The sequence below is a fragment of the Bartonella vinsonii subsp. berkhoffii ATCC 51672 genome, from assembly GCF_902825225.1.
GTDB classification, from domain to species: Bacteria; Pseudomonadota; Alphaproteobacteria; order Rhizobiales; family Rhizobiaceae; genus Bartonella; species Bartonella berkhoffii.
Genome location: NZ_CADEAK010000009.1, coordinates 33,873 through 56,967 on the forward strand (window position 1 = coordinate 33,873; position 23,095 = coordinate 56,967).

General features: G+C 38.4%; 23 protein-coding genes and 1 pseudogene. 7 read left to right on the top strand and 17 right to left on the bottom strand.

Annotated elements, in window-relative coordinates:
* Positions 1 to 11 precede the first annotated feature (11 nt).
* The 10 genes from virB11 to J7R10_RS05760 form a co-directional block, all read right to left on the bottom strand.
* Positions 12 to 1,079, bottom strand: coding sequence for a P-type DNA transfer ATPase VirB11 (virB11, locus tag J7R10_RS05715; protein ID WP_010705600.1), 1,068 nt, complete (start codon positions 1,077 to 1,079; stop codon positions 12 to 14).
* Positions 1,076 to 2,230, bottom strand: coding sequence for a type IV secretion system protein VirB10 (virB10, locus tag J7R10_RS05720; RefSeq protein ID WP_010705599.1), 1,155 nt, complete (start codon positions 2,228 to 2,230; stop codon positions 1,076 to 1,078). The genes virB11 and virB10 overlap by 4 nt, the downstream gene beginning before the upstream one ends.
* Positions 2,223 to 3,089 (bottom strand): P-type conjugative transfer protein VirB9, encoded by an 867-nt coding sequence (gene virB9, locus J7R10_RS05725; protein ID WP_010705598.1) that lies wholly within the window; start codon positions 3,087 to 3,089, stop codon positions 2,223 to 2,225. The genes virB10 and virB9 overlap by 8 nt, the downstream gene beginning before the upstream one ends.
* Complete coding sequence (locus tag J7R10_RS05730; protein ID WP_208436386.1) at positions 3,086 to 3,790, bottom strand: VirB8 family type IV secretion system protein; 705 nt, start codon at positions 3,788 to 3,790, stop codon at positions 3,086 to 3,088. The genes virB9 and J7R10_RS05730 overlap by 4 nt, the downstream gene beginning before the upstream one ends.
* The gene (locus tag J7R10_RS05735) at positions 3,744 to 4,055 is read right to left on the bottom strand and encodes a hypothetical protein (RefSeq protein ID WP_010705596.1); all 312 of its coding nucleotides are present in this window, start codon (positions 4,053 to 4,055) and stop codon (positions 3,744 to 3,746) included. Before J7R10_RS05735 ends, J7R10_RS05730 begins: the two co-directional genes overlap by 47 nt.
* Before the next feature lie 193 nt (positions 4,056 to 4,248).
* A complete protein-coding gene (locus J7R10_RS05740) occupies positions 4,249 to 5,247 on the bottom strand; it encodes a TrbL/VirB6 family protein (RefSeq protein ID WP_010705595.1) in 999 nt (332 codons plus the stop codon).
* Positions 5,240 to 5,707: a TrbJ/VirB5 family protein gene (locus J7R10_RS05745; protein ID WP_010705594.1), complete on the bottom strand. Its 468-nt coding sequence runs from the start codon at positions 5,705 to 5,707 to the stop codon at positions 5,240 to 5,242. Before J7R10_RS05745 ends, J7R10_RS05740 begins: the two co-directional genes overlap by 8 nt.
* On the bottom strand, positions 5,704 to 8,049 hold the full coding sequence (locus J7R10_RS05750; RefSeq protein ID WP_192813168.1) for a VirB4 family type IV secretion/conjugal transfer ATPase: 2,346 nt from the start codon (positions 8,047 to 8,049) through the stop codon (positions 5,704 to 5,706). The genes J7R10_RS05745 and J7R10_RS05750 overlap by 4 nt, the downstream gene beginning before the upstream one ends.
* A 14-nt stretch (positions 8,050 to 8,063) precedes the next feature.
* Positions 8,064 to 8,375, bottom strand: coding sequence for a VirB3 family type IV secretion system protein (locus J7R10_RS05755; protein WP_010705592.1), 312 nt, complete (start codon positions 8,373 to 8,375; stop codon positions 8,064 to 8,066).
* A 13-nt stretch (positions 8,376 to 8,388) separates the two neighbouring features.
* Entirely contained in the window at positions 8,389 to 8,712 is a 324-nt protein-coding gene (locus tag J7R10_RS05760; RefSeq protein WP_010705591.1) for a TrbC/VirB2 family protein, read from the bottom strand.
* 321 nt (positions 8,713 to 9,033) lie between these two features.
* On the opposite strand from J7R10_RS05760, the gene J7R10_RS05765 reads away from it, so the two are divergent.
* From J7R10_RS05765 to J7R10_RS05775, 3 genes are all read left to right on the top strand, one after another.
* Positions 9,034 to 9,792 (top strand): hypothetical protein, encoded by a 759-nt coding sequence (locus J7R10_RS05765; protein WP_010705590.1) that lies wholly within the window; start codon positions 9,034 to 9,036, stop codon positions 9,790 to 9,792.
* 1,013 nt (positions 9,793 to 10,805) lie between these two features.
* Positions 10,806 to 11,651 (top strand): TIGR01459 family HAD-type hydrolase, encoded by an 846-nt coding sequence (locus J7R10_RS05770; protein WP_010705589.1) that lies wholly within the window; start codon positions 10,806 to 10,808, stop codon positions 11,649 to 11,651.
* Positions 11,651 to 12,652, top strand: coding sequence for a bifunctional riboflavin kinase/FAD synthetase (locus J7R10_RS05775; RefSeq protein ID WP_010705588.1), 1,002 nt, complete (start codon positions 11,651 to 11,653; stop codon positions 12,650 to 12,652). The genes J7R10_RS05770 and J7R10_RS05775 overlap by 1 nt, the downstream gene beginning before the upstream one ends.
* Before the next feature lie 225 nt (positions 12,653 to 12,877).
* Here J7R10_RS05775 and J7R10_RS05780 read toward each other — a convergent pair whose 3' ends face one another.
* On the bottom strand, positions 12,878 to 13,213 hold the full coding sequence (locus J7R10_RS05780) for a protein tyrosine phosphatase family protein (protein WP_010705587.1): 336 nt from the start codon (positions 13,211 to 13,213) through the stop codon (positions 12,878 to 12,880).
* A gap of 565 nt (positions 13,214 to 13,778) precedes the next feature.
* On the opposite strand from J7R10_RS05780, the gene parA reads away from it, so the two are divergent.
* The 4 genes from parA to J7R10_RS05800 all read left to right on the top strand — a co-directional run bounded on the left by parA (position 13,779) and on the right by J7R10_RS05800 (position 17,463).
* Complete coding sequence (gene parA / locus J7R10_RS05785; protein ID WP_010705586.1) at positions 13,779 to 14,426, top strand: ParA family partition ATPase; 648 nt, start codon at positions 13,779 to 13,781, stop codon at positions 14,424 to 14,426.
* 10 nt (positions 14,427 to 14,436) lie between these two features.
* Positions 14,437 to 14,676: a hypothetical protein gene (locus tag J7R10_RS05790; protein WP_010705585.1), complete on the top strand. Its 240-nt coding sequence runs from the start codon at positions 14,437 to 14,439 to the stop codon at positions 14,674 to 14,676.
* Between the two features lie 694 nt (positions 14,677 to 15,370).
* Positions 15,371 to 15,610, top strand: coding sequence for an EexN family lipoprotein (locus J7R10_RS05795; RefSeq protein ID WP_010705584.1), 240 nt, complete (start codon positions 15,371 to 15,373; stop codon positions 15,608 to 15,610).
* 1,448 nt (positions 15,611 to 17,058) lie between these two features.
* The gene (locus tag J7R10_RS05800; protein ID WP_010705583.1) at positions 17,059 to 17,463 is read left to right on the top strand and encodes a hypothetical protein; all 405 of its coding nucleotides are present in this window, start codon (positions 17,059 to 17,061) and stop codon (positions 17,461 to 17,463) included.
* A gap of 572 nt (positions 17,464 to 18,035) precedes the next feature.
* Here the strand turns inward: J7R10_RS05800 and J7R10_RS05805 are convergent.
* From J7R10_RS05805 to J7R10_RS05825, 6 genes and pseudogenes are all read right to left on the bottom strand, one after another.
* Positions 18,036 to 20,846, bottom strand: coding sequence for an autotransporter family protein (locus J7R10_RS05805; RefSeq protein ID WP_010705582.1), 2,811 nt, complete (start codon positions 20,844 to 20,846; stop codon positions 18,036 to 18,038).
* 165 nt (positions 20,847 to 21,011) lie between these two features.
* Positions 21,012 to 21,155, bottom strand: a complete 144-nt coding sequence (locus J7R10_RS09935) for a hypothetical protein (RefSeq protein WP_244428940.1) — start codon at positions 21,153 to 21,155, stop codon at positions 21,012 to 21,014.
* A 13-nt stretch (positions 21,156 to 21,168) separates the two neighbouring features.
* Positions 21,169 to 21,537, bottom strand: a pseudogene (locus J7R10_RS09940) (autotransporter outer membrane beta-barrel domain-containing protein); the annotation flags it as partial.
* Positions 21,538 to 21,549: 12 nt separating this feature from the next.
* On the bottom strand, positions 21,550 to 21,765 hold the full coding sequence (locus tag J7R10_RS05815) for a hypothetical protein (protein WP_026501341.1): 216 nt from the start codon (positions 21,763 to 21,765) through the stop codon (positions 21,550 to 21,552).
* 121 nt (positions 21,766 to 21,886) lie between these two features.
* Positions 21,887 to 22,312, bottom strand: a complete 426-nt coding sequence (locus tag J7R10_RS05820; protein WP_152023570.1) for a hypothetical protein — start codon at positions 22,310 to 22,312, stop codon at positions 21,887 to 21,889.
* A gap of 271 nt (positions 22,313 to 22,583) precedes the next feature.
* Positions 22,584 to 22,802 carry a hypothetical protein gene (locus J7R10_RS05825; RefSeq protein WP_026501342.1) on the bottom strand — a complete coding sequence of 73 codons (219 nt, stop codon included), beginning with the start codon at positions 22,800 to 22,802 and terminating at the stop codon, positions 22,584 to 22,586.
* Positions 22,803 to 23,095 lie beyond the last annotated feature (293 nt).

Genomic DNA, 23,095 nt, shown 5'->3' on the forward strand with positions numbered 1-23,095 from the left:
TCTCCCTCACGTTACCCTCCAAAGATGTTTCGTTGTTTGAACGGATCGTAATAGATTTCAGTGACCTTAAATTTTCCTTCAACTCGTTTACATTGGATGATGATATCAATCATTGAGATCAACAGGCCTCGAATATCATCCCGCTCTAAATCACTTCCCCCTTCACTTTCTTTGACCAAAAGGGTCATTTGTTCAAAGGCGGCAAGTGCTGTTGAGGCATGAACCGTCGTAATCGAACCTGGATGGCCTGAATTCACATTGCGGATATAATAAAAGGCTGTCCCATCTCTTAGCTCTTGTAAAAGAATGCGGTCAGGACGCATGCGCAAAGAAGATTCAAGCAATTCTTTGGGGCCAATAGAGGCTAAACCTTGCCCATCTTTTGAATAGATCATAGAAACGTGATTAGGTTGAGGCACAATCAGTTCTTGTGTATCTTCAATGGTAATAATACGCTCATTATGAGGAATTTTGGCAATGAGGGCCTTTGACAATGTCGTCTTGCCCGAACCCGTTTTCCCTGCAATCAAAATATTTTTTTGGTATTTTACCGCCTGATTTAAAAAGGAGACGAAGTCCTTGTTGCAGTAAGCGGTTATCAAATCATGTTCAACGTTTTTGAGTTCATGAAAACGCGCTTGATAATCACTTAAAGACGTGAATGACACCTGTTCACATACAGAAAAAAGACCTTTGTCTGCCAGATCTTCGAGGGAAAAATTACGTGATGATGGTTTGCGAATTGTCATACTGATCGTATCTTTTTCTACCGCCGGAGGAATGACAATTTGAATACGTTCATTATTGGGTAAAGTCGCCGATAAAATTGGATTTTTATCCGATATATTTTGTTTAGAATAGGAAGCGACAACTTTCGCAATCCCCATAAGCTCATCAAAGGAGAGGGCTGGAACTTTTATCGTTTTCCACCCCTCAATACCTTCCGTCATGACTTGATAGGGACGATTGATGACAATTTCAAAAAGACTTTCATCTTGCAAAAAAGCACGGATTGGTTCAAGTTTTGTTAAAACAATTGCAACGGTTTCATCGTTCAACTGGTGGGCGTTTTGGTTCATTTTAAAGTCACTGCAGGGTTTTTATAAAAGTTTCTTGAAAGAGCGCGATGGATAATCTGTTGTTTGTTTTCGATGATTTTCAATTTATAAACACTCGAAAAGTCTAAATCACGGGCAACAAAAACATTCACCATTTCTCCTTGATTTTTGGTCAAGGTTGGAGGAATATTGGCGTAATTTTCTGTGATAATATTTGCAATATTTTGACCCGCAGAGACTGTTTCAGAATTTTTCTGCTCTTCGTGGCCTTGTAATAAGCGGTTTTTTGCATAGTTTGTTCCATCTTTGACAATCGATACAAGAAGCGCAGATCCAATGCGTTCTAACCAATGATTGTCAATATCTCCATCCATACCAGAACGTCCTAAGGAATCTGTAGCGGGTGAAGCTAATGTGATAATGATACCATTTGGGGTTTTGGCTCTGTTCCAGAGAACAAAGATGCGTTTCTGCCCTTTTTTCAATCCAGCGCGATATTCACCAACAATCTGTGTGCCTTTATCAAGAAGGACAACGCGTCCGTTGTCTGACAAGATATCTCTGGAGATGATGCAACTGGTAAATCCTTGTTGGTCACTGCTGATAGCCGTTTCTAAGATACAGGGAATAGAAGCGCCCATTGCGATGATGTAGTTGCGATTGCCAAGTGTTGAAGCGCGAACACCTTCAAGCGTTGTTGGCTTGAGAATATTGTTAAAGCGTTGTGCTGTTTCATCTGGCTTGTTTTCAAATTGGTTCAACAAAGAGTCATTATTTGTTAGGGGGTTCTCTTGTTGTGTATTCGCATAAGCTAACACAGGAGCACGTTGTGCTGCTTCTAGAAGTTTATCATTAGACGCTACTTGATTTATTTTGGGCGTTGGTAGCTCAACCTTTGGCAATGGAGAATTATTTTTTTCGATTGGTTGAAGGGGGAGAGGCTTTGGCTCTGCTGGGCGAAAAAGTTCTGTTTGCTTAATAACCCCTTCTTTTGGAACTTCAACAGGTGGTGTTTTTTCTGTGACAAGCGTTGAATAGGCTAAATAAAGGCAAACACTGAAAAGAATAATAAGAGTCACTGCTTTGCCAATATTGCTATGTTGGTTTTTTCCTCGAGCGTCTTTTATCGTATCGCGATCATTAATGCCTTTTGCATCCATTGCGTCATTCATGGCTGTTTCCTATGTGCACTTTACGTTGTACAGATGGTGATGTTGTTCCAGTTTCAGGGTTGATCCCTTCCGGAACGAACCTTTTATTGAAGATACAAAGCACCTCATTGCCACGGCGTAGAGTAAATTGCGCAGCTGTCGCATGAACAATCACCTTGTTGTCTTTAATCGATTTTGGAATGAGAGATTCTTGTCCATCAAGCGATACAAGATAAATGGCAGGAATTTCGCTATTTCCCAAAAATGTGAAGGTGGTTGTTTTACCGTTGTCATAGACAGAGCTTGGTTCAATGAGGGTAGAACCTTGTGCTTCATAAGCCCAATTGCGCGGGCCAAAATCTTCGTGGGTATTTAAAATATCATTGACAAAATCTTCCTCACGCTGTTCGGCTTTTGCTGCTTCGGCCAGTTTCTTACGCAGGGCTTCATCTTCTGGATAGCGAAACTTTACGAGGAAATAAGTATCATTGCCCGCTGAGACATCACCTTCACGCACTTGGAGTTCAAACTGATAAGAGCGTTTTGTTCCGTCTTGGCGGCTTGTGACAATTTGTAAATTGGTGACGGGTTGCACTTCGCGTGGTTTGAGAAAAACAAAGTGACCAGCCGGTGCAACTTGCCAAGCAACGGAATTGCCAATTCCTACATAGGCCACTTCTTCGTCATCGGCAAATTCAAGCTGGACCGAAGAACGAATAGAGCCAATGATTTGTGTGACATTGTATGGATCATAATTGACAAATCGGATGCGATTGTCTTTGCGGGCACTCACAGGTGCTGTCTCCGCATATAACGAGACTGTATAGCAGTTTATTGCGACGATGAAAGCTAAAAAGATTATTTTTGAAAATTGGCTCATTGTATCACCTCTGGATCGGATCTATATTCCGATACTTGAAAGCCAAGGGGGTTGATTAAGCGGTCTGTCGTAGAAATTTGTGCATTAATGTAAGAAAAATTTAAGATCGACACCCAATGGGAAATATTTTCTTTGCCATTTAGTTCTCTGAGCGTTTTGTAATAACGCACTTGGATAAGATCTTTGCTTAAAAAGGAAATAGATTTGATTGTGACCGTGACAATCATATTTTGATAGATATTTTGTGGGCTTTCTGGATTGTTGCCCGCATACCATTTTGCAAAACGGTTTTGTTCTGCTGGAGAAGATAAAAGAGAGATCAGGTTAAAATTGTTTTCTGCCTCTGTTGCTTGAAATCCTTCGCGTGCACGAACATATTTGGCAGCAAAATAACGTGTTATTGCTTCGTCATAGTCATTAGGAGAGTCTTTTAGGGCACTTATCGTATCAACAATGCCTGTTGAATTATCAACACGAATAACAAAAGGTTCTACGGTTTTTAAGGGTGTTAATGCTGCTACAGCCAAAGCTAAAGCAATTGTCATTAATCCAAAAAGCACCGTGAGAGCCATAGCAATTTTCATCCGTACCCGCATGCCGTGCATGCGATCAATATCGAAAGAGCGTGCTTCTTTTATATATTCTTTGAGAGCTTCACTGTTCACGCGCGACCTCCAAAGTTTTCTGAGAGAGCGTTTTATGGTTTATAGGATTGAATGAAGCTGTATAGGGTGTAACAACCGCTGTTGCTTTTTCACTTTCTAGGGTATTAAGGATAATCGGTGTCGTAACAGGCTTTACGATTTTTTCTTGTCCTGTGTTTTTATTGTCCCAATCCCATTTATCTTTATTTAAAACGCGGGTCTGTTTCCCATTACAGCGGGGTGGTTTTTTCGGACCACTCAGAGAAGCACAGCCGGTAAGGGCCATGGTTAAGATGAGAAAAAAAATTATTTTTCGTTTCATTTCTTAAACTCGTAAATATTTGGAGAGACAACAACTCTGAACAATCTCACAAAAGCAGGTGATGAAAAATTTTGGTTGGTTTTGTGAAACTAAGGTTAGGGGGAGGAGGCAATATGTTTGGGAAGCACGCGCTAAAGCGCGTGCGCAGTGCAAAAACAAAGATTTTGGTTCTTTTTTTAAAAAATGATTCACGTTAAAATCGACCACGGCCTTGCGTTCCCGTTTTTGCGACTTTGGCTGCTGCACTTGCTACATTTGCTGCGCTATTTACTGCACTATTGGCTGCACCAGAGAGTTTTGAAGTGGCACTTTTGGCGGCATTTCCACCAACTTTTGCTCCGCTGGAAAGCATTGTGAAAATCTGAGAACCTGACGACATACCAGCGTTAAAGTATGGTCCTCCAGAAGCAAGTGCAGAGGCAATGCCAGGAAGTGCGCGGAAGAGAATGGCGCCTATGATTGAGATGACAACGACAGGAGGGAAAAGAATATAGATGGAATCATAGGATCCACCCAGAACATGCACAATAATTTTGCACATAATCGTTCCTAACATGATCACCAGAACTTGTAAAATGGTAAAATTAACGAGCGTTGTAATCCATGCATCGGTAAATTTTCGGGTCGCATTGAATAGATATAAACTAATGAAGAGCGGTCCAAGACCTATAATCATCACAAGTGCAACCTGTGCAAACATTTGGACAACAAAACCACCGATACAAAAGACAATAACAGCGCAAATCATTAAAAAGCCAAGAAGGCCAACCAAGATTTTCTCAAAGAACCACGCTCTAGCTAAGGCTTCTTGATAGCGAGAACATGCCTGTAACAAAATATAATCAAAGACATTGGAGTCTGTGTCATTGCCGTTCAATGCATTGCCAATGGCGTTTGCTAAATTATCGAAAAAAATATCTTTAACATAGATATTAAAGGTATTTGCATTGGTTGCCATTGTCGTTACAAAAACGATTTTCACCACATTGTTGAGAAGACTCTGCGTGGAAAGGGCAACGCGACCAGTCATGATATTATAGCCATAGAGAAAGATGAAAATGATAGAGGCAAGATTAAGGGGTGCTGAAATAGCACTAGACAGATTATGCACGGTCATGTCCATCATATCATTGAGTGGCTTTAAAATATATCCAGAAATACTTTCAAATGGAGCAGAACTAAAATCAGTCATTTAGCTTTCCAAGTGTTGATGGGACATTAGATTTCTCAAGTTTTTCTTTTAATTTTTGCACAATTTTTTCATGCTGTTTTTTAATTTCTTCTTCACGGATTTCTTCTTTTGTTCTGCTATCTTTTGCTTGAATCATATCCAAAGATTGGAGTTTTAAAGCTTCCGCTTGAAGTTTTGCTTGAAGAACAGAAAGTTCTACTTGAAGCGTTTGTAATTTTTCTGCATCAGGCTTTTCTTGTGATTGTTTTTGTTTAAGTTGCTCACTTATTTCTTGAATTTTTTTCGCAGTTTGTGTAGCATGATCAAAAATAGTTTCGGCTGTTTCTGACTTTACAACGTTTAATTTTTGTGTGCTTTCTAATGCTTGTTTATAATATTCATCAACATCTTTGCTATTGTTTGCCACTGCGTGAGAGATAAAAAACGAAGATAACAATGTGACGAGGCTATATTTTTTCATTGATTTTCTCTCCTTTGATGAAAGATGGGCAGCCACCTATCGGGGTCTGTTCCATATTCGTTGATAATTTGGTTCATGAGTTCAATATTCTTGGTGGTACCGCTTAAGACAGCAATCTCATCATTCATTCCACGTAAGTTAAGCTCAGCAACAACAGAATTTTGTCCTTGTTTGATAAGAAAACGCCGGGATTCTCTGCTTAATTCTGACTGTATCAGTTCAAATTCCCGTTCAGTCAGTTTGAAATCTTCAACATAATCGTGGTAATTTGCTTTTTGATTTGGAAAAAATATTTGGGTGGGGCATTGCTCAATAATCGTGTGGGCGATTGTTGAATTTAAAGCATCTTTAGGGCTTTGTGTTGCAAAGAGCATCATGCCATTTTGTTTGCGGATTGTTTTGAGACGATCTTGCGCAAAGGCTTTGAATGAAGCGTCTTCAAGAGCTTTCCAGAATTCATCAATGACAATAATAATGCGCCGTCCATCAATCAGATCAAGAATGCGGTGAAAAAGATACATCATTAAGGGACGCCGAATTTCTTCATTGTCTAAGAAATCGGTCATGTCATAACCAATAAATTTTGCGTCTAAATTCAGATCATCTTGGTCGTTATCAAAAACCCAGCCTAGGGCATTGCCTTTGATCCAAGGCTGTAACCTTATGGCAATTCCCTCTTTTGAGGTGTTATCAAAAAACAGTTGAAGAGCGCCAAGAGAGCGTTGCGCACAGGGCAGACTTTCTAAAGAATCAATGGCTTTGGCGATATCTTGTCGCTCTTGTTCTGTCACACTTTGCCCTTCCGTTGTTACAAGCTTCAAGATCCAGTTACGAAGAAAGACTTTATTTTTTTCAGTGTATTCCATGCCTTTTAAAGGGGAAATGCCAGTAGGTTGCCCATTCTTTAAAGGTTTATATTTTCCCCCTCCAGCGCGCACAAAAATCTCTGCGCCCTGATCCTTGTCGAAAAAGACCATGGTGGGGTTGTGTTTTTGCAACTGTGCAAGAAGAAAATTAACAATGACTGTTTTACCAGATCCCGATGGCCCGCAAACAAAGGTATTGCCAAGATCACCATAATGAAAATTAAAATAATAGGGGGAACTGGCTTGCGTTTTTAACAATGCGACAGCAGATCCCCAAACATTGCCTTCAAGCTTACCAATGGGAAAGGAATGGAAGGGCGATAAAGCCGCAAAATTTCTGCTGGTAATGGCACCAGAACGTGCTCGATAGCTAAAATTTCCAGGTAATTGTGCCCACCATGCTGCTTCCAATCCTAAATCTTCTCTAGCAATCACTGCTCCACCATTGGTTAAATGCGAACGAGCTTTTGAAAGATTTTCAGCTAATATTTTAGGATGATCGGCAAAAACAGCGAGAGAGAGATGATGCTCACCTAAAACAAAGCGATTTGATTCTAAGTCATCAAGGGCTTCATCAAGGGCATCAATTTGTGAGCTGGCACGATCTGCTGCATTAATCATTTGATTTTGTTTGCGGCTCATAATGATACCGGCAGCCGCTTTACTCTTAAAGACAAAAGATTGTGTTAAGATGAATTCAAATGGTGCTGTAAGCAATTCATCAGTCATACCAGGACGTGTTTTAGAGGGATATTCTTTCCACCCAAATATACCAACAAAGCGTTCATTGCTTTCATGGCGAATTTCGATAATTTCTCTACCAAAGATAACACGATCTGAGTAAATCGTTGAGGCAATGGTTCCAAATGTGAGAGGAATACGTTCACGCCTTCCTCCCACCAACTGGTGTAAAAATTCACTTTGTTCAGAAAATAAAATACCCTCATGTTCATAAATTGACAAAAGGCGTGCGTCATAGATCTCTAAACCTTGTATAAAATCTCGGCTTAATTCTTCGATTTTGTGAATGGCTTCCTCATCCGGTTCCGATTGTGTTTTCTTGGCTTTGCTCAAGCGCTGAAAAAATGAAGATAATCGTTCTGCCTTATCTGATGCCGGATTCCAGAGCAGTGAAACAAACAGATCATTTCTATAAAGCTCTTGCGAAATCATTTTCTTTTTATATTTTTCATCTAATGTTGCTGCAAAAGATGAAAGAAAGTGACCTTCTGGATAGATCGTTTCGCGACGACGAATGATGTGAGAATATAAAGCAACACGTTCATCGGCAATATTTTTTAAAAGCGTGTTTAATTGATTATGTAAGGAATTTAATTGATCAATATCTACAGTGTCAAAATTTACCCCCTCAACAGCGATCACGGTCATTAAACAGCGCGAATTTAATGCAATAATATGCTGGTTAACATGGCGTATATAGGGAATATAGTCTTCAACAAAAGTTTCCCGTTTCATGATTGACGTCTGTTTCACTGCATGAGTTCCTTGTAAGTACGGATAAGGCGTAAGGGGGAAGTCGATCCTCCTCCCCATCTGCTGAGGTTTTTTTGTTTTCCTCGGGTATTCAACCAAGCAAACAATACGCGAAATTGATTGTGATCATATTTTGTTACTTCGCGCAAAACAAAATGCATCCCAAAACCTAAACCCATCATGGAAAAACTACTTGTTAAAATGAAGAGAGTGGTTGTCGCCATGACGTTGAGAGCCATCGCCTCCATTGTAACACCTGCAAACATGGCGGGTCGAGTACAGGCAAGGAAAAGAGTATCTTCGTTCATTATGTTGTGCCTGCTAACTGGTTACACCCGTTAATTGACCAACGAGAGCAGGTGCCCCAAAAACAATCCCAATGCCGATAATGCAGTAAGCAGCTTTACGTAAATCAATAAAGCCGTACATCCAGCCAATACCCACAGCTGCAACACATATAATGGCAATAAGTTTTGCTGTTGTTCCTGTCATCATCTTAACAATATTATCTAAAACACCATCAAGTTTTCCTAGCCCACTCGTAGTAGTAGTAGTAGCGGCATAAGAAGGATCTAATACAATGAGCGATGTTAAAAGCAGCATAATGGCTATAAACATCATGTTCTTGGATATATTGTTTGTCATTTTACCTCTCTTTGAAAGAATTCTTTATTTACGGACTTTTATCTCTCCCGAAGAGCTTCATTATTTTACGGTTGACAATCTGAACCACCACGCCCCTCCTTTCTAAAAGTTTGAGAATGGTTTTTTTACTCTCACCATGCTTTTCTTAAGAGACAAAATTCATTTCAAAATTGTTATACACAAAAATGGCAATTTTAAGTTGTATTTCTCGGCGTAGCTAATCTGCAAAAGACCTTCTCTAAAATTTCTTATTCAGAACGAAGAAGGTTGTTGGCAGAATGAAGAAGTTTGTTGGTAAAAATGTGAAAGGGCAGAAAAACAATGAATTTTTTGAGCAAATATATTAAGCGCTTGCGCTTTAAATTCATCGTTATTGTTTACATTATGGGTTCTCTATTATGGGGAATAAGTCAATATAAAGATAAAATAGATTTGGGCGTTCTCAAAACAGTTACAATGGAAGATACTAGGCAAAATACTGGGATAGATAGTGTCGATCAGCCTTTGGAAGAGAAAAAGCCAATGGAAACTCTCACCAAACAGCGATTCGCAAAAAACGAACCAGCTCTTCATTTGCAAAAGAATGTTTTACTAAACAATGGGGTTGTTTTTCAGGGGAAGGCATTTGTTACCAGTGGTGTTACATTTAAATTGTTCACTCCTGTTGCACAATCTTGGCGTAAACATATCACGCGCACTGTCCATTTATATGGTGTGGATACTTGTGCACTGCGTCAAAAAGCAAAATTGAACGATCAAGAATGGCACTGTGGTGTCGTTACAACAGCTTGGCTTGTCACTAAAACACTTGGTCAAAATTTATCTTGTAAGCAGGCTCTTATGTACAATGGTATTTCTTATGCTCAATGTTTTATTGAAGGGATTGATCTCGCTGAAGTCGGTCTTGCAGAGGGCATGCTCGTGCTTTCGAAAGAGAATAAAAATCCTCTTCCAGTGCAGTATCGTATTGCTGAAGAAACAGCGCGCAATAAAAAAATTGGTCTTTGGTCTAGTGAATTCACCAAACCTTCACAATGGAGGCGGGACAATGGATCTTACAATCCTTTTGCCGGTTTATGATGCGCTTTATGGAGATATTTTTCTGATGTTTCAGAATCTTATAAAGTGAATTGAAGTGGAACAAAAAGAGAATTGAAAGGAGATATGAGAATTTTTGTAGAGGTTTTTCAGAGAGGTGAATGGACTGTTATATTCCTTTCACAAAACAACGTTGCGGTTAGAATTATTTCCAGAGCTATTGTTGAGACAATTCTATGAGGAAAAATCGGTCTATTCAGATGTAGGGAATAAGAGGATGGTGTTTTTAAAATGATTAGACCCATAGTTGGGGAGATACGAGAAAGAAGATTGTTCAGAATATCCGCTTATAGATTGTTGAGTGCGGTAAAACATGGCGATTTATCTTACGAAGACCGTAATCTCACCAATTTGATTTCTCACAAGAGTGGAGAAGAAAAAAGGACCTTTATAATCTACTTGATCTTTAAAGATTATGAGAAAATTAAGAAAGCAAGTGATCTTTAAAACACAAAGAAAGATTTGTGCTTTAAAAAGCTTTGGTTATCTCATAAGAGTATCCTGAAACCTAAAATATGAAATGCTTTCCATGCAATCTATAGTGTGCTTTTAGGCTTTAAAGTCCACGCATTGTATAGGCAATGACGCATATTGTCTGTTCGGTATGCGCTTTAAGTGCGTTTGCGCCTAGAGACGTGGAATTTTTTCTTTTGAACAGTTTTTTATGGAAAGATTTCTTTGTTCATTTTTAAAAGAAGAATTTGAGTATTTCAGAGAAGAAACTGTATCACTAGAATAGTTTTTAGCATTTAAGTTTTTATTTAAAGAAAGAGTATTATAAAATTATAAGCTTTTGGATGATAAGAGGTTTTACAAATTTTATACCACTTAGCTTATTTATTTTATTATTCTTTATGATCTTTCTAGGCGATGCAAATTTTAATGTGAGAAGAATACAGTGTTGAGAAAGCAGATGACAGAAAAATGGTTTTTCGATAAATCGTTTTTAAGTAAAAGACAGTTTGATAAATGACAAATGTATAAGCAGGTGCAACATGAATGAACTTACCCATATTGATACTGTTATAGAGCGTTACGATGCTGTTTTTTGCGATGTTTGGGGTGTTGTACATAATGGCGTGCATGCATTTGAACCAGCATTGAAAGTGTTGCACAAAATTCGACAGATAGGAAAAAATGTCATTTTCTTGACCAATTCACCTCGACGGCGGGAGGATGTTGTTGCTCAATTGCAAAGCATGAATGTTCATAGCGACTATTATGATGCCATTATTACTTCAGGAGATGTGACACGTGATCTTATTCGTGCTGCGCCACGTAAAATTTTTTTTATTGGTCAACAACGCGATGCGGTGTTATTTGAAGGATTAGATTGTGAACTCGTTGAAGAATGGGAAGCTTCTGCTGTGGTTTGTAGTGGCTTTCTTGAGGATCTTGAAGAAGAACCTTCTGCTTATGAGGATATGTTTCATCGTATGCGCGCGCGAAATTTGCCTTTTATTTGTGCCAATCCTGATGTGATTGTCCATTATGGAAATCAGGAGTTTTGGTGCGCTGGTGCATTGGCACATCTTTACCAACAATTAGGCGGGGAAGTGCGCATTGCTGGAAAACCCCATGCACCCATTTACGAAGGTGCTTTTGAAAAACTTCAAAAAATTCGTGGAACAGTAGAAAAAAGTCAGATTTTAGCGATTGGTGACGGTCTTTTGACCGATGTTAAAGGTGCTGCCCATTTTGGTCTCGATGTACTTTATATCATGGGGGGTATTCACCGTTATGACTATATGCAAAACGGTATGGTGGATAAACAAGCTTTACACTCTTTTCTTGAACGTCATGGCTATCAGCCACAAGCAATTATGTGGGCTCTTCAATAATGTCTGATTTTTTGCGTCTTCAGGGGATAAATATGTTTCCTTTGACTTGGCGGGGAGCCGTATTGGCACTTGGAAATTTTGATGGTGTTCATTGTGGACATCAGGTGGTGCTCCAAAAAGCGCTTGATTTAGCGCGTGTAAAAAATAAACCCGCTGTTGTTTTAACCTTTGAACCACATCCAAGAAGCTTTTTTTGCCCCTCTGCTCCCGTTGATCGCTTGACAGAAGCTCCTGAAAAAGCTGAAATTTTTAAAATCCTTGGCTTTAATGGGGTGATTGAACAACCGTTTGATGCAGATTTTTCTGCTCTTTTGGCAGATGAATTTATTCATGTGGCTTTAAAACAAGCTTTTGATGTTTCGGTCGTGGTAACGGGCGAAAATTTTCAATTTGGTCATCAGAAAAGTGGAAATTCACATCTTCTTTGTCAAAGGGGTGAAAAATATGGATTTGAGGTTGTACAAATTCCTTGTGTCTCTAGCAGACAAAATCGACAACAATTGATCATTTCTTCTAGCACTATCCGTAAGCTTCTATCACAAGGTCAGGTGGAAAGGGCAGCCCATTTGTTAGGCTATCATTATCGGGTGCGCTCTCATATTGTTGAGGGTGAAAAACTTGGCCGCCTTTTGGGCTTTCCTACGGCTAATCAGATTTTACCCCCTCAAGTCAGTTTGGCGCATGGTGTTTATGCGGTACGCTTGCGTTGTGCTAACGGTGTTTTGTATGATGGAGTTGCAAGCTTTGGTTGTCGTCCAACAGTTGTGAAAAATGGTGCACCGCTTTTAGAAACTTATTTGTTTGATTTTAACGGTGATCTTTATGGAGAAAGCTGCACTGTTTCTTTCGTACAGTTTTTGCGAGGGCAAGAGAAATTTGATGGACTGGAGGCTTTGATTGCACAAATGCAACGCGATGAAAAAGCAGCAAAAGAAATTTTGGCGGCAGTACAACCATGTTCGCAGTTAGATAAGATGCTTACTTTTAAAAATATGCTCTAAGTTGATCTGAAAAGGATAGCAGAGCAGCAAAAGTAGCACTTAAACTAACTGTAATTAGGAAAATATACTCTAAAACATCATGAAATATATGCTTTTTCCGTTGTTGGGAGGGGGAATCGAATGTCTGGTGATCAGATTGCAGCATTGTCTTTTTCGTAAGTTTATAAAATGAAATAGCTTTATCGTTCAAAAATTACTGCTTATTTCTTTATGATCCGTTAAGACTCAGGATGAGAGACAGGCTAGACGATAAAGATGTATGGAGCGTGTTCCATGGTGACAATAGGCAAGAAGAGGTGTAGAGGCTGTTTTTAAGATTGTTTTCATGGCTTCAATCTCTGATTTTTTGATGGTCGGTGGCACGATAGGAATATGATAGGCTTTTATCCCATAGTTGTGTGCTGCTGCTTTAATGATGGAAAAATCGGGTTGATGTAGGTCTTCTTGATCGGGGCGATTACAAATAATCGTTTTAAAACCAGCTTGTGCTAATGTTTTTATGTTTTCGAGAGTGATTTGGGCGCTGATGAAAATATCAGGGGCAATTTGTTGCAAATTCATTTTTGTCTATCTCCGATCAGGTATTTTCATGATGTTCTCATGCTTGATTTCCAAAAGGGCATGATGAGGGTAAAATTTTTTGAGATAATATTTAACAGAAATGCTGCTGCTGTCGAGAAAAATAGACCTTGCTAAAAAAATGATGTGGACTTGTAAGATATCTTATCATGAAGGATATGTTCATTGCTCTGCTCTTGTGTTGAATTTTTTGCTCTGTTTATGATGTTGATCTGTAGCATAAGGCTCATTCAGTAGAACTTTTTTGGATGGTAGTATAATGGCTAGGCTTTTCATTCGAGGTATTTTTTAACCATGCGGAGTTGTGGACTTAAAACTGTAGATCTCTTGAAAAATATTCTGTTTCCCCTTTGGTCAAGAGGAGCGGTATGTAAAAGGGTGAGAGTGTTTCAAGTTTTTAATGAGCCTGTATGTTTGTTGCTTTTATATCTGCGAAAGAGAAGAGGGGAGTGTTTTAAGTGTGCCAGATACTTGCTACTCCAAAAATTTGCCTCCTTTGTTACTTTCTGTATAATCGCAAAAACGTTAAAGCTAAAAGGCGTAAGTAATGATCATTGGACTTTTGAATCAAAAGGGTGGGGTTGGAAAAACCACGTTAAGCGTGAATCTTGCCGCTAGTTTCGCACGGGCTGGAGCACGGGTATTGCTTATTGATGGCGATCCACAAGGGAGTGCATTGGATTGGGCAGCTGCTCGTGAAGGTGCTTCTTTGTTTTCAGTTGTTGGTTTGCCGCGTGCAACAATTCATAAGGAGATTGCACAGATTGGTCATACTTATGATCATATTGTTATCGATGGTCCTCCACGTGTGACTGATCTTGCCCGTAGTGCTCTCATGGCTTCCGATTTGGTACTTATTCCGGTGCAGCCTAGTCCATATGATATTTGGGCGGCTGATGGAATTGTAAAGCTTATTGATGAAGCACGCGTCTATAAAGAAAATTTGAAATCTGCTTTTGTTATTAATCGTAGAATAGTCAATACAGCGATAGGGCGTGATGTGGGCGAAGCTCTTGGAGCGTATCCTGTGCATGTCCTTTCTGCTAGCGTTGCGCAACGTGTGATTTTTGCAGAAGCTGCGGTACAAGGAAAAGCTGTTTATGAAGTTGATAAGCGAGGACCAGCAGCTGCAGAGATTGAAGCTGTTGCAGCAGAAATCAAGGAGTTAGCTAATGAACAAAACAATGAAGACTGAGAACAAAACAATGAAGACGGGGAATAAAAAAATTAAAATTGGCACAAAACCAACCAATAAATCAATACCTTTAACAGCTGATGCATGGGTAGAAAGCCGCAAAGGAAGCATGGAGGAAGGTATGAAGCGTCTCACCATTGATGTGCCGGAAAGTTTGCATCGTTCGATCAAGATGAGTTGTGCAAGCCGTGGAACAAAAATAGCAGATGAGGTGCGTGAATTGCTTTCACAGAAATACGGAAAAATGTAAAAAATGATATACGATAATACGTTTCTCTTGCTTTGATTAATCTTTCTCCTTTGATTTGTAAGATTCATTCCATTGCATGGTGCGAATTGCCCTGTTTTACAGGATTGAACATTATACAATTGGATATGAATAGTGTTCTTTTCCAGCATTTCTCTAAAGTTTTTATTATTTTTTTTAAGGAGCACGGCTTGTTCGTTGTGTAGCACCTGAACAGGTAGACTCATTTGCTTTATAGAATTTTATTGATAAGGATTTTGAGTAAGAGATTATTTTTGTTTATTTCATTCTAAAAAAAGAAATATTGCAATTAAACAGTAGCGCGTATGTTTTTTTCAGCTATGTAGCCAATTTATTCTATGAAATTGAATAAATTGTAGGGGGAATTTCCGTGCTAAATAAACAATCCTTTTATGGGACGTCTATTTTCCAAAATTTATTCTCTTATAAAGCCATTATAATAGCATCACTTCTTAGGCTAGATTTATTGTTTCTGGTGGTGAAGAAACTATAGCTGGAATTGAAGAAAGAGGGAAAATTACGCGCCAAATAGGTAACAAAATGCACCAAGCAGGGGGATCTATAAAGTTTATTTCAAAATTGTAAAATACTGAACAAGTTCTTAGAGAACTTTAATGAGGTACTCAAAACAGGACTCAAACTTTTAAAATCTAAAAGACAGAAGGGGAAATTCTTTATGAAAAAAATCATTATAACAGCATTGCTTCTTTGCATTGGATTTGTCACTGCTAGTTGTGAAAAAACCTATAGCGTAGCAGAATTTAAAAAAGATAAAAAATTGATGGAAGAATGGGGTCAGAAATGTGAGAAGATGGGCCCGTCTTTACGGTCGTCGTCTAAGAATTGTCAGAACCTCGTAATAGCTGCCCGTGAATTTACATTAGAGGGTTTTTATGAGGAATTAAAGAAGGAATAAATAAATCGGATTCGAAAACTTCTGAATCTAAAAAATACAGGACAGCAGCGAATAAACAAAAGTCATTGTGACAATTGTGTTTTTTGCTTTCTTGCAAGAAAGAGTCAATTTTGGCTTGAACGCAAAAAATGTCTATTTCAATAAATGGAAAACCTCCTATTTTTGTGGAGGTTTTCTGTTCTTTAAGATGAAAGAGGGCAGTTCTTATAAAAGAAAACCGATTTGCATTTGAAATATAAATATAAGTTTTCACCACGCATATACTTCACTAAAAGCCAATAAAGTTTAGGGCAGTTTTCTACTTTTTAAACAAGAGTGGAAGATGCTAAAATTCTTCTTCTTTCTCATAAGTACTTGAGGCGTTTTAGCACTATGGCGCATAAAACAGTATCGCTTTGTTGTGTATGTATTTGTTTTTTATGTGCTTGTTTCATGTAGAAAAAACTCTTTTATACAAGCTTTGTGAGTGATGTTGCGCCATAACGATATCCGCTAAAGCTGCTTTTATGAAGAAAAGATCAAATATGATCAGTAAAAAAGAAGAACAATGCGCTTCATATTGAATATTAAGAATAAAACAGAGAGTTCACAAAAGAAGTTTTGTTTTGCAAAGGAAAGTTATAATTTTTCTTTTAGGGATGAAATGAACATGCAGCAGCGATGTTTATAAGCGCGCACTGTGTTATTGAGTAAAATAATCTATAAGGAAGAGTCATTTGTAAATAAAATACTAAAAGTGTTCGTACAGAGCTGTTTTAAGGGCTTATGGGGTCGAAAGATTATAAAACAGCGCGTTTTAGAAACTCTTGAAAGGGTTAAGAAAATCCTATATAGTCGTTTACAGCAAAGAAAAGCGAATGATAATTTAAAAAGGGTAATCATTGATTATTGTAAGTTATCTTTTTGATATTATCGCATGGTTATGTTCAGAAGGTATTTTCTTGTTTGTGCAAGATGCTGTGGGTATAAATAACCGCCCATAAAAAGCTTTAAACCTTTCTGGGTAAATATAAATTGATGCTGTAGAGAGCTAAAAAATAGCATCTCACAACACTAAAGCCAAAGGCTATGGAGGGTAAGATGTTGAAATCTTTTAAAGAGATCAGATCTTTATGTGCATAAAATTTTGTCTAAATTAAGGCACTGTCGTTGTTCATCGAGAAAAGGTGCAATAAATTTGGAGATTTCTGATAGTCACCAATTTATTTCAGGATTTGTGGTGTTTTAGCAAATTGATTTTGTGCTAAGGGTGGTTTTGGAGCAAAGAAAAACGTTTCATAGAATGCGTTGAAAATTGAAGTGGTATACGCTTTAAGGATTGTCGTGCTTTTTGTCGGAGCAATTTTCATAATGAACTCAATTGAGTGTATCAGCATTGAAGAAAAGCTGTTTAATCTCCCTTATTTATGAGAAAGATTGAACAATATTATTGAAGGGGAAATATAAGAATGTCTGTAGTGCAATATGGTGATAATAGTTTTGCATCAAGAGCAAATGTCCTTGATAATAATCTTATTGATCGTGATTGGGCGATGACAAAATTTGTGGCTGCTGTTAAAGGATTGGCACAAGTGGTCGATTATGAAAGCAATATGTTAGAGAGCAGTGGTATTCCAGATTATGAAGAAATAAATTTGTGTAAAATACGTGGCTTGCGTGACCTTAATAAATCTATAGGCGATATAAAACGCTACATGAATGAAGATATTGAAAATGAGGTTGAAAACTTGTTGTCGGATTTACAGGAAAAATTACATCGTAATAGCGAATTGCTTCAAACGCATTTGGATGCAGTCAACGATCTTTCGCAGGCTATGCAAGGCACTGCCGCTCGTACAAAAGAAACGCCTTGATCCAATTTCGATTAATTCCATACATGTGGGATGATTAAAGTAATGATGTGGTGTATGGCTTTGTGAAGTGGGTATATGTGTTGTAATCTTTATTGGGGATTTTACATGCAGGCTCTTTTATTTTCACAATAATTGATGCGTTTGGGATTGATCCAATATGGAAAAATCTACTCTCTTTCCTAGCACTCAATGTTGGAACAGCTCTTTGCGTTTAGAAGATTCATAAGAGGCATTTTTACTTCCTTTCTATAGTTTTTATACATACGCCAATCCCGCTTGTAATGAGCAAGCGGAGCATTTGGGCGGATGGTTTTTATTGATTCAACATAAACAGGATTGCAATGAGAGAATCTCATAGTATTTGGGGTTCTCATTCAACAGACAAAACGATAATTATCATTATAAATCGAACGCATTGTCTGTTAAAAGAATGATTTTCCAGAGAAAATATGTGTCTTTCTCTTTTGTTTATTGAGCGGTTTTTTAGCGTTTTTATTTTTTGAAAAAGAGAATTTCATCAAAAAAAGCAGCACTCTGTGCTGCCTTTTCTTAAAATTAACACTTGTTCTGTTTTAAAAACGATAACTTATTCCACCAGAAAAATTGGTTCCAGAGACGCCGGCTTTTTGAAGTTTATGCCGATAGCTCATATCACCATGGAGTGCAATATTTTCGGAGAGGGAGGCATAAACACCAATGCCCCCTTCAATTGCAGTGCCGGTAGGATCAAGATAGAATGTATCAGCAATTTTTATCGTTTCACCATCAGCAAAAGCTTTGAGTATATTCAATTTGCCATAGAAAGAGAAGGCGTTGGCTTCTTCTTCACTGGTGAGAGTTTGTGTCAAACGTCCACCCATACGGACCAACAATTGACGTGGATTGCCCATATCAACTTCTAAACCATTGGCATCTGATAGAACATCGAAAATAAGATTTTGATAAATGAATTGCGCTTGTGGTTCAAACACTAGCCCCTTTGTACCAGTTGTTATTTTTTGACCAACGGTAGCAGATATATTGAGTGTTTCAGTACCATCCAATTTTACAGCATTTCCAACAAGAGCTGTGGTAATATTCCCTTTTAGTGTTCCGTAGGAAAGAAGTGCTTTTACATAGAGACCATTGCTGTGTTGGATGCCGCTGTAAGCTGTGAGTGACCATTTATCAAGCGTTGTCTTTTCAGAATCTTCCATATCCTTTGGAGTAAAGTCAAGTTTTCCGTATGTTCCTAAAAGACCAAAATGCGTACGGATATCTTCACCTTTTAGTGCTGCCAATGCGATACCTAATTGTAGCCCAGTATAGTTCACATCAGCACCGTAGCCATAGTGCAGGGGGTCATGGTGAGAAGATAAGGTCACTTTCTCACCATAGGAGGACAAGAAGATACCGTTCTTTTGATACTTTTCTGTTCCAAATACTGCTGTACCCATATTATCTAACAGCACATTTTGATTATTTACATCAGCAAATCCAGCAGAAAATAAAGCACTGGGCATGACCAAATAATTTGCTACCTGTGGTAAAAGCGCTCGCACTTTCTTATCTTTATCAAGGTAAGCATTTTGCAACCGGAAATCCCAGAAATTTCGATCATTCTTTCCCAAAAGATTTTGGCTTGCATGAGATGTCCCTGGTGCATAACCCGTGAGTACATATTTATAAGGCAAACCATCCATTGTCATATAGTCCCCCGCTAATTTGAAGGAATTCTCATCCGCTTTCCCAGAAACTTGAATAAGTGAAATCCCATGCGTCTCTAAAGGAAGGGAAACCATCTGTTCTCTCCAAACAGAACTGCTCTCAGTTATTTTTTTCTCCTTTTTCAAAAGATTAATATGAACCACGGTATGACCTGATACGTCACCATGAATTACAACACGATCAGTTTTTTGTTCTTCTATTGGAGAAGAATTGCTCCATTGAGAGTTCAAATAAATCTCTGCAACACCTTTTGCACTATAAACCACTGGTGTATTAGAGATTTCATCTCCTTGTTGCGGGTGAGAGCCTATAAACAACGTCTGGTAATGTTTCTCTGTTGGCTTTTCAAACATAATCATGCTGTCTGTGAGCTTGAGTGCAGAAAGGTTAGAAAATGATTTTTTATCATTGCCAAACTGCGCATAATCAGAGGGCTCTTTATCATTATTTATTGCATTTTTATTCGCTTTTAAAAGCCATTTTGAGCCGTTTGTGAGATCAAAAACTGTTTTGCTCTCTTCCGATGTTCTTACCCGCCCTTCTAAAAGAGAATGATCCGCTGTTAACACAAGGTGAGCAGATGAGGCTCTTTCATTTTTTAATAAAACATCAGCATGAATTTCTGAATTTTTGAGGTTGATTTCATTTCTTGTAGATGTACTATAAACACCAAAGCCAATGCCATGTTCAACAAAAAGCTTCGTATTCTCCAGTATTATTTTATTAGCAATGCCTTGCTCTTTTGAGATAGCATGCGTTTTTTCTTGAGCATTACGTATAGTGCGGTTTTCGGGTATGTCGTATACATTATCTTTGAGAATTACGCCATCAGCGTTATAATGACTCGTAACGTGTACAGTCGAATCTTTAAGCTTAATTGTACCACTCTCGCTTACCAAACCAGCTATTCTTGCTTTTGCAACAATATCGGAGGCATCAATAGTTCCACCTTCTGTTGTACTCAGTGCAACAAAATTTGCAGTAACTGTTCCTCTTTGTATTTGGGCTACTGAATTTTTTCCTTTTACATAAACAGCAAAATACTTGTCGTAAATGTTAACATCATGCAGCGTTACAGTTTCACCGTCTTCAACTACAGTCCCAGATTGTAGATCCTTATCGTGTACTGGTTTTTCAGGCTGTTTTTCTGGTTGTACGCTTACCGGTTTTGCAAGTTCAGATTTTTCAGGTACTTCCTGTACAGGTGCTGGTTTTGCAGACTGTGGTGGTTGCTGTGGGATTGGTTGTGAGAGCACTGAGGGTGATGGGGATACAGGAGAAAGAGGGGGAGTTTCTGTGGGGGAAGAATTTATAGAAGAAGAGGGGAGAGTTGGACGTCTTCTAGATTTTTTTTCCGTATTTGCCGTTGCAGATGTTGCAGATTCTGTATCATTTCCATCTGTGTGTGGGGGCGGTAGAGGTACAGATCTTGGAGTTCGGGGTCCTGTCGGTCTAGGTATTACAGTAGCTGTAACAGTAACTGTAGGTTTTGTCGTTGGAGATATCGTGATTGTAGATACACCCAGATCAGGCTTAATACCTGAGCCATCAGAAGGAGGTTGTGTAAGAGGATATCCTACAGTTGATGGTGGAGGCGTTACAGAGAGGGCATAAGATAAGCTCGAAGAGCAAAAAAAAATTCCCGAAAATGTGCAGAGCAAGAAGCTTTTTTTCATGAGATATGTTCCTAAATATTTGCTTCCCCTCTCTTAAAAAATAATTTTTTAACCCATTATGTTTCTTTTTTTAAATTACGAAAAGAAACATATGTGACACTGTCTATATTTCAAGATGTGAATTAAATTATTTTTAAAAACAGTAGCGCATTCCAGCGGAAACGTTCATTCCGAAAGTCCAGCTTCTCTCAGTTTATGTTGATAACTAACATCACCATGAAGCGCAATTTTTTGTGATAAATGTGCATGAACGCCAAAACCATCTTCAATTGCAGTTCCCATAAAAGCAAGCTGGAAACTTTTATCCATTTCTATGGCACTCTTATGTATGACCAAAAGTTTCTGTAACGTATAATTTGCTGTAGAAGGAAACAGCATGACCTTTATTTTGTGTTAGACGACCACCAATACGCAGCACGCCTTGATGAAGATTGCGCATGTTCGTTTTGAAGCTATCGGTATCTGGGAGTATGCCAAGCATGAGATATCGATAGGAAAGTTGTGCTTGGGGTTCAAGGATAAATCCTTCAATATTGAGGGGGGATTTCTGACCAACGGTGGTAGAGGCACTCACTGTTTTTGTGTTATTTTTAGTCTTTCTTATGAGAGCGGTGGTGATATTTTCTTTAAAAATTCCGTAAGAGAGGAATGTGTTTACATATATTCCATTATCGTGCTGGATGTTTCCATATGCTGTAAGGGATTATTTATCGAACGTACTCTTTTGAGAAACTTTTATATCTTTTGCGATAAAAGCGAGTTTGCTGTATGATCCCAAGAGACCAAAATCTGTGATGGTATTTTGATCTTCTAGTGTTATCAATCTAAAACCTGTTTGTAGTGCTGCATAGTGCATATTGGCATTCACATTTTTTTTGTGGTGGATTAACACTGCAAGAGAATGTAAACCTAGTCCCATAAAAAGAAAACCCCATTTTCTTCATTCTCTTTTGGTTCAAACATTGTTATTCGCATATTGTCTAATAATATATTGTGATTGTTTATATCAGAAACTCCAACAGCAAAAAGAGCGTTAGGCATTACCAAAGAGCTTGCCATTTGTGGCGTGAGCGTTTTGGTTTTTTTTCAGAATTAAGCGGGGTATGAGAGAAGACTACGGTTTTGTTATGGTCCGCAAGCTTAGATGGTTTTTTAGTATCATCGGCAGCTTGGCTTGTCGCCTCAATCTTGGGGGATAAATTCACATGCGCTTCTGATGATGTATTAGGAGTTGTTTTAGATGTAGAGAAAGTGGTGTTCTCTACATGTTTAACACTAAAATGGGATTGTGTATCGTCTTTAGTTTTAGTGTGTTGTGAAACAGTATGAATAGGAAGAAATTCATTACCAGAATGTGTTCTCTCTGTGTGAAGAGAATTGAGAGGCAAGTTATTTTCTATAAGTGCATGAGGGAGCAGTGAAGTTTTTGCTTTTCTCTCCGTGTTTGTCACCGTATCGGTGTTCAAAGCTTTTTTTATTTCTTCTCGTATAGCATTAGCTAGGGCCTTGTTTTGTCCTTGTAAGGCACTCTACAGTTGCTGTTTTATGTAGCATGTCCGCTTTATCTTGTAGCTCTTTCCAAGTGCGATTGTCTTCCTTTACCCATTGTGCACGTTGTGTATCAACACGCTGTTAATTATCGACTTCAAGTATTGCTGCTGCCTGTGCGGCTTCGAAAAGTGCATCATTGTAACTTTGTCATAAATTTTCTCTTATTCTCAAACGGTTCTGACGTGATTATTCGATTTGTGCTCTGATTTGCATCATATATTGTAAGTTTCTATCATACCAATCAGACATGGCGCGGGCACGTACATCACTAAGATTCTTCTGTAACGCGTTTGTATGTGCGCTAGAGTTATACCTACCGATTCCTGAAAAATAGCTATTAACTCTCTTTTCTACATCATCCGACCCCTCTTGAAGCATCTGATCAAAATATGAATTTTCTCCCATAAAATCACCAGATGCTATTTTTTCAAGGTTTTTTTCTGATGCTGTTGGAATGTTGGTTAAATCAATTAAATGGCGATATTGCTCAGGTAGTTTGATAAAGCCCTCGAGTGCATAGCGCGTTTGAGGACTTAAATTAGGCGTTGCTTGTATATGTGAAGTTAAAATAAGTGTAGTTTGACAGTAGGTTTTGTACTAAGTGGGAAGAGGTGGGATTATGTAGGAATAGTTGGTAACTTGTTGTTTTTATGGATATTTTTTACCATTAAATGCGCGTTTTGTCAAAATCTATTTTG

What these genes read in the sequence shown, in the direction of transcription:
- virB11 (WP_010705600.1), bottom strand. Translation starts at nt 1,079, where the DNA reads ATGAACCAAAACGCCCACCAGTTGAACGATGAAACCGTTGCAATTGTT.
- virB10 (WP_010705599.1), bottom strand. Translation starts at nt 2,230, where the DNA reads ATGAATGACGCAATGGATGCAAAAGGCATTAATGATCGCGATACGATA.
- virB9 (WP_010705598.1), bottom strand. Translation starts at nt 3,089, where the DNA reads ATGAGCCAATTTTCAAAAATAATCTTTTTAGCTTTCATCGTCGCAATA.
- J7R10_RS05735 (WP_010705596.1), bottom strand. Translation starts at nt 4,055, where the DNA reads ATGAAACGAAAAATAATTTTTTTTCTCATCTTAACCATGGCCCTTACC.
- J7R10_RS05740 (WP_010705595.1), bottom strand. Translation starts at nt 5,247, where the DNA reads ATGACTGATTTTAGTTCTGCTCCATTTGAAAGTATTTCTGGATATATT.
- J7R10_RS05745 (WP_010705594.1), bottom strand. Translation starts at nt 5,707, where the DNA reads ATGAAAAAATATAGCCTCGTCACATTGTTATCTTCGTTTTTTATCTCT.
- J7R10_RS05750 (WP_192813168.1), bottom strand. Translation starts at nt 8,049, where the DNA reads ATGAAACGGGAAACTTTTGTTGAAGACTATATTCCCTATATACGCCAT.
- J7R10_RS05755 (WP_010705592.1), bottom strand. Translation starts at nt 8,375, where the DNA reads ATGAACGAAGATACTCTTTTCCTTGCCTGTACTCGACCCGCCATGTTT.
- J7R10_RS05760 (WP_010705591.1), bottom strand. Translation starts at nt 8,712, where the DNA reads ATGACAAACAATATATCCAAGAACATGATGTTTATAGCCATTATGCTG.
- J7R10_RS05765 (WP_010705590.1), top strand. Translation starts at nt 9,034, where the DNA reads ATGAATTTTTTGAGCAAATATATTAAGCGCTTGCGCTTTAAATTCATC.
- J7R10_RS05770 (WP_010705589.1), top strand. Translation starts at nt 10,806, where the DNA reads ATGAATGAACTTACCCATATTGATACTGTTATAGAGCGTTACGATGCT.
- J7R10_RS05775 (WP_010705588.1), top strand. Translation starts at nt 11,651, where the DNA reads ATGTCTGATTTTTTGCGTCTTCAGGGGATAAATATGTTTCCTTTGACT.
- J7R10_RS05780 (WP_010705587.1), bottom strand. Translation starts at nt 13,213, where the DNA reads ATGAATTTGCAACAAATTGCCCCTGATATTTTCATCAGCGCCCAAATC.
- parA (WP_010705586.1), top strand. Translation starts at nt 13,779, where the DNA reads ATGATCATTGGACTTTTGAATCAAAAGGGTGGGGTTGGAAAAACCACG.
- J7R10_RS05790 (WP_010705585.1), top strand. Translation starts at nt 14,437, where the DNA reads ATGAAGACGGGGAATAAAAAAATTAAAATTGGCACAAAACCAACCAAT.
- J7R10_RS05795 (WP_010705584.1), top strand. Translation starts at nt 15,371, where the DNA reads ATGAAAAAAATCATTATAACAGCATTGCTTCTTTGCATTGGATTTGTC.
- J7R10_RS05800 (WP_010705583.1), top strand. Translation starts at nt 17,059, where the DNA reads ATGTCTGTAGTGCAATATGGTGATAATAGTTTTGCATCAAGAGCAAAT.
- J7R10_RS05805 (WP_010705582.1), bottom strand. Translation starts at nt 20,846, where the DNA reads ATGAAAAAAAGCTTCTTGCTCTGCACATTTTCGGGAATTTTTTTTTGC.
- J7R10_RS09935 (WP_244428940.1), bottom strand. Translation starts at nt 21,155, where the DNA reads ATGGATAAAAGTTTCCAGCTTGCTTTTATGGGAACTGCAATTGAAGAT.
- J7R10_RS05815 (WP_026501341.1), bottom strand. Translation starts at nt 21,765, where the DNA reads ATGGGACTAGGTTTACATTCTCTTGCAGTGTTAATCCACCACAAAAAA.
- J7R10_RS05825 (WP_026501342.1), bottom strand. Translation starts at nt 22,802, where the DNA reads ATGGGAGAAAATTCATATTTTGATCAGATGCTTCAAGAGGGGTCGGAT.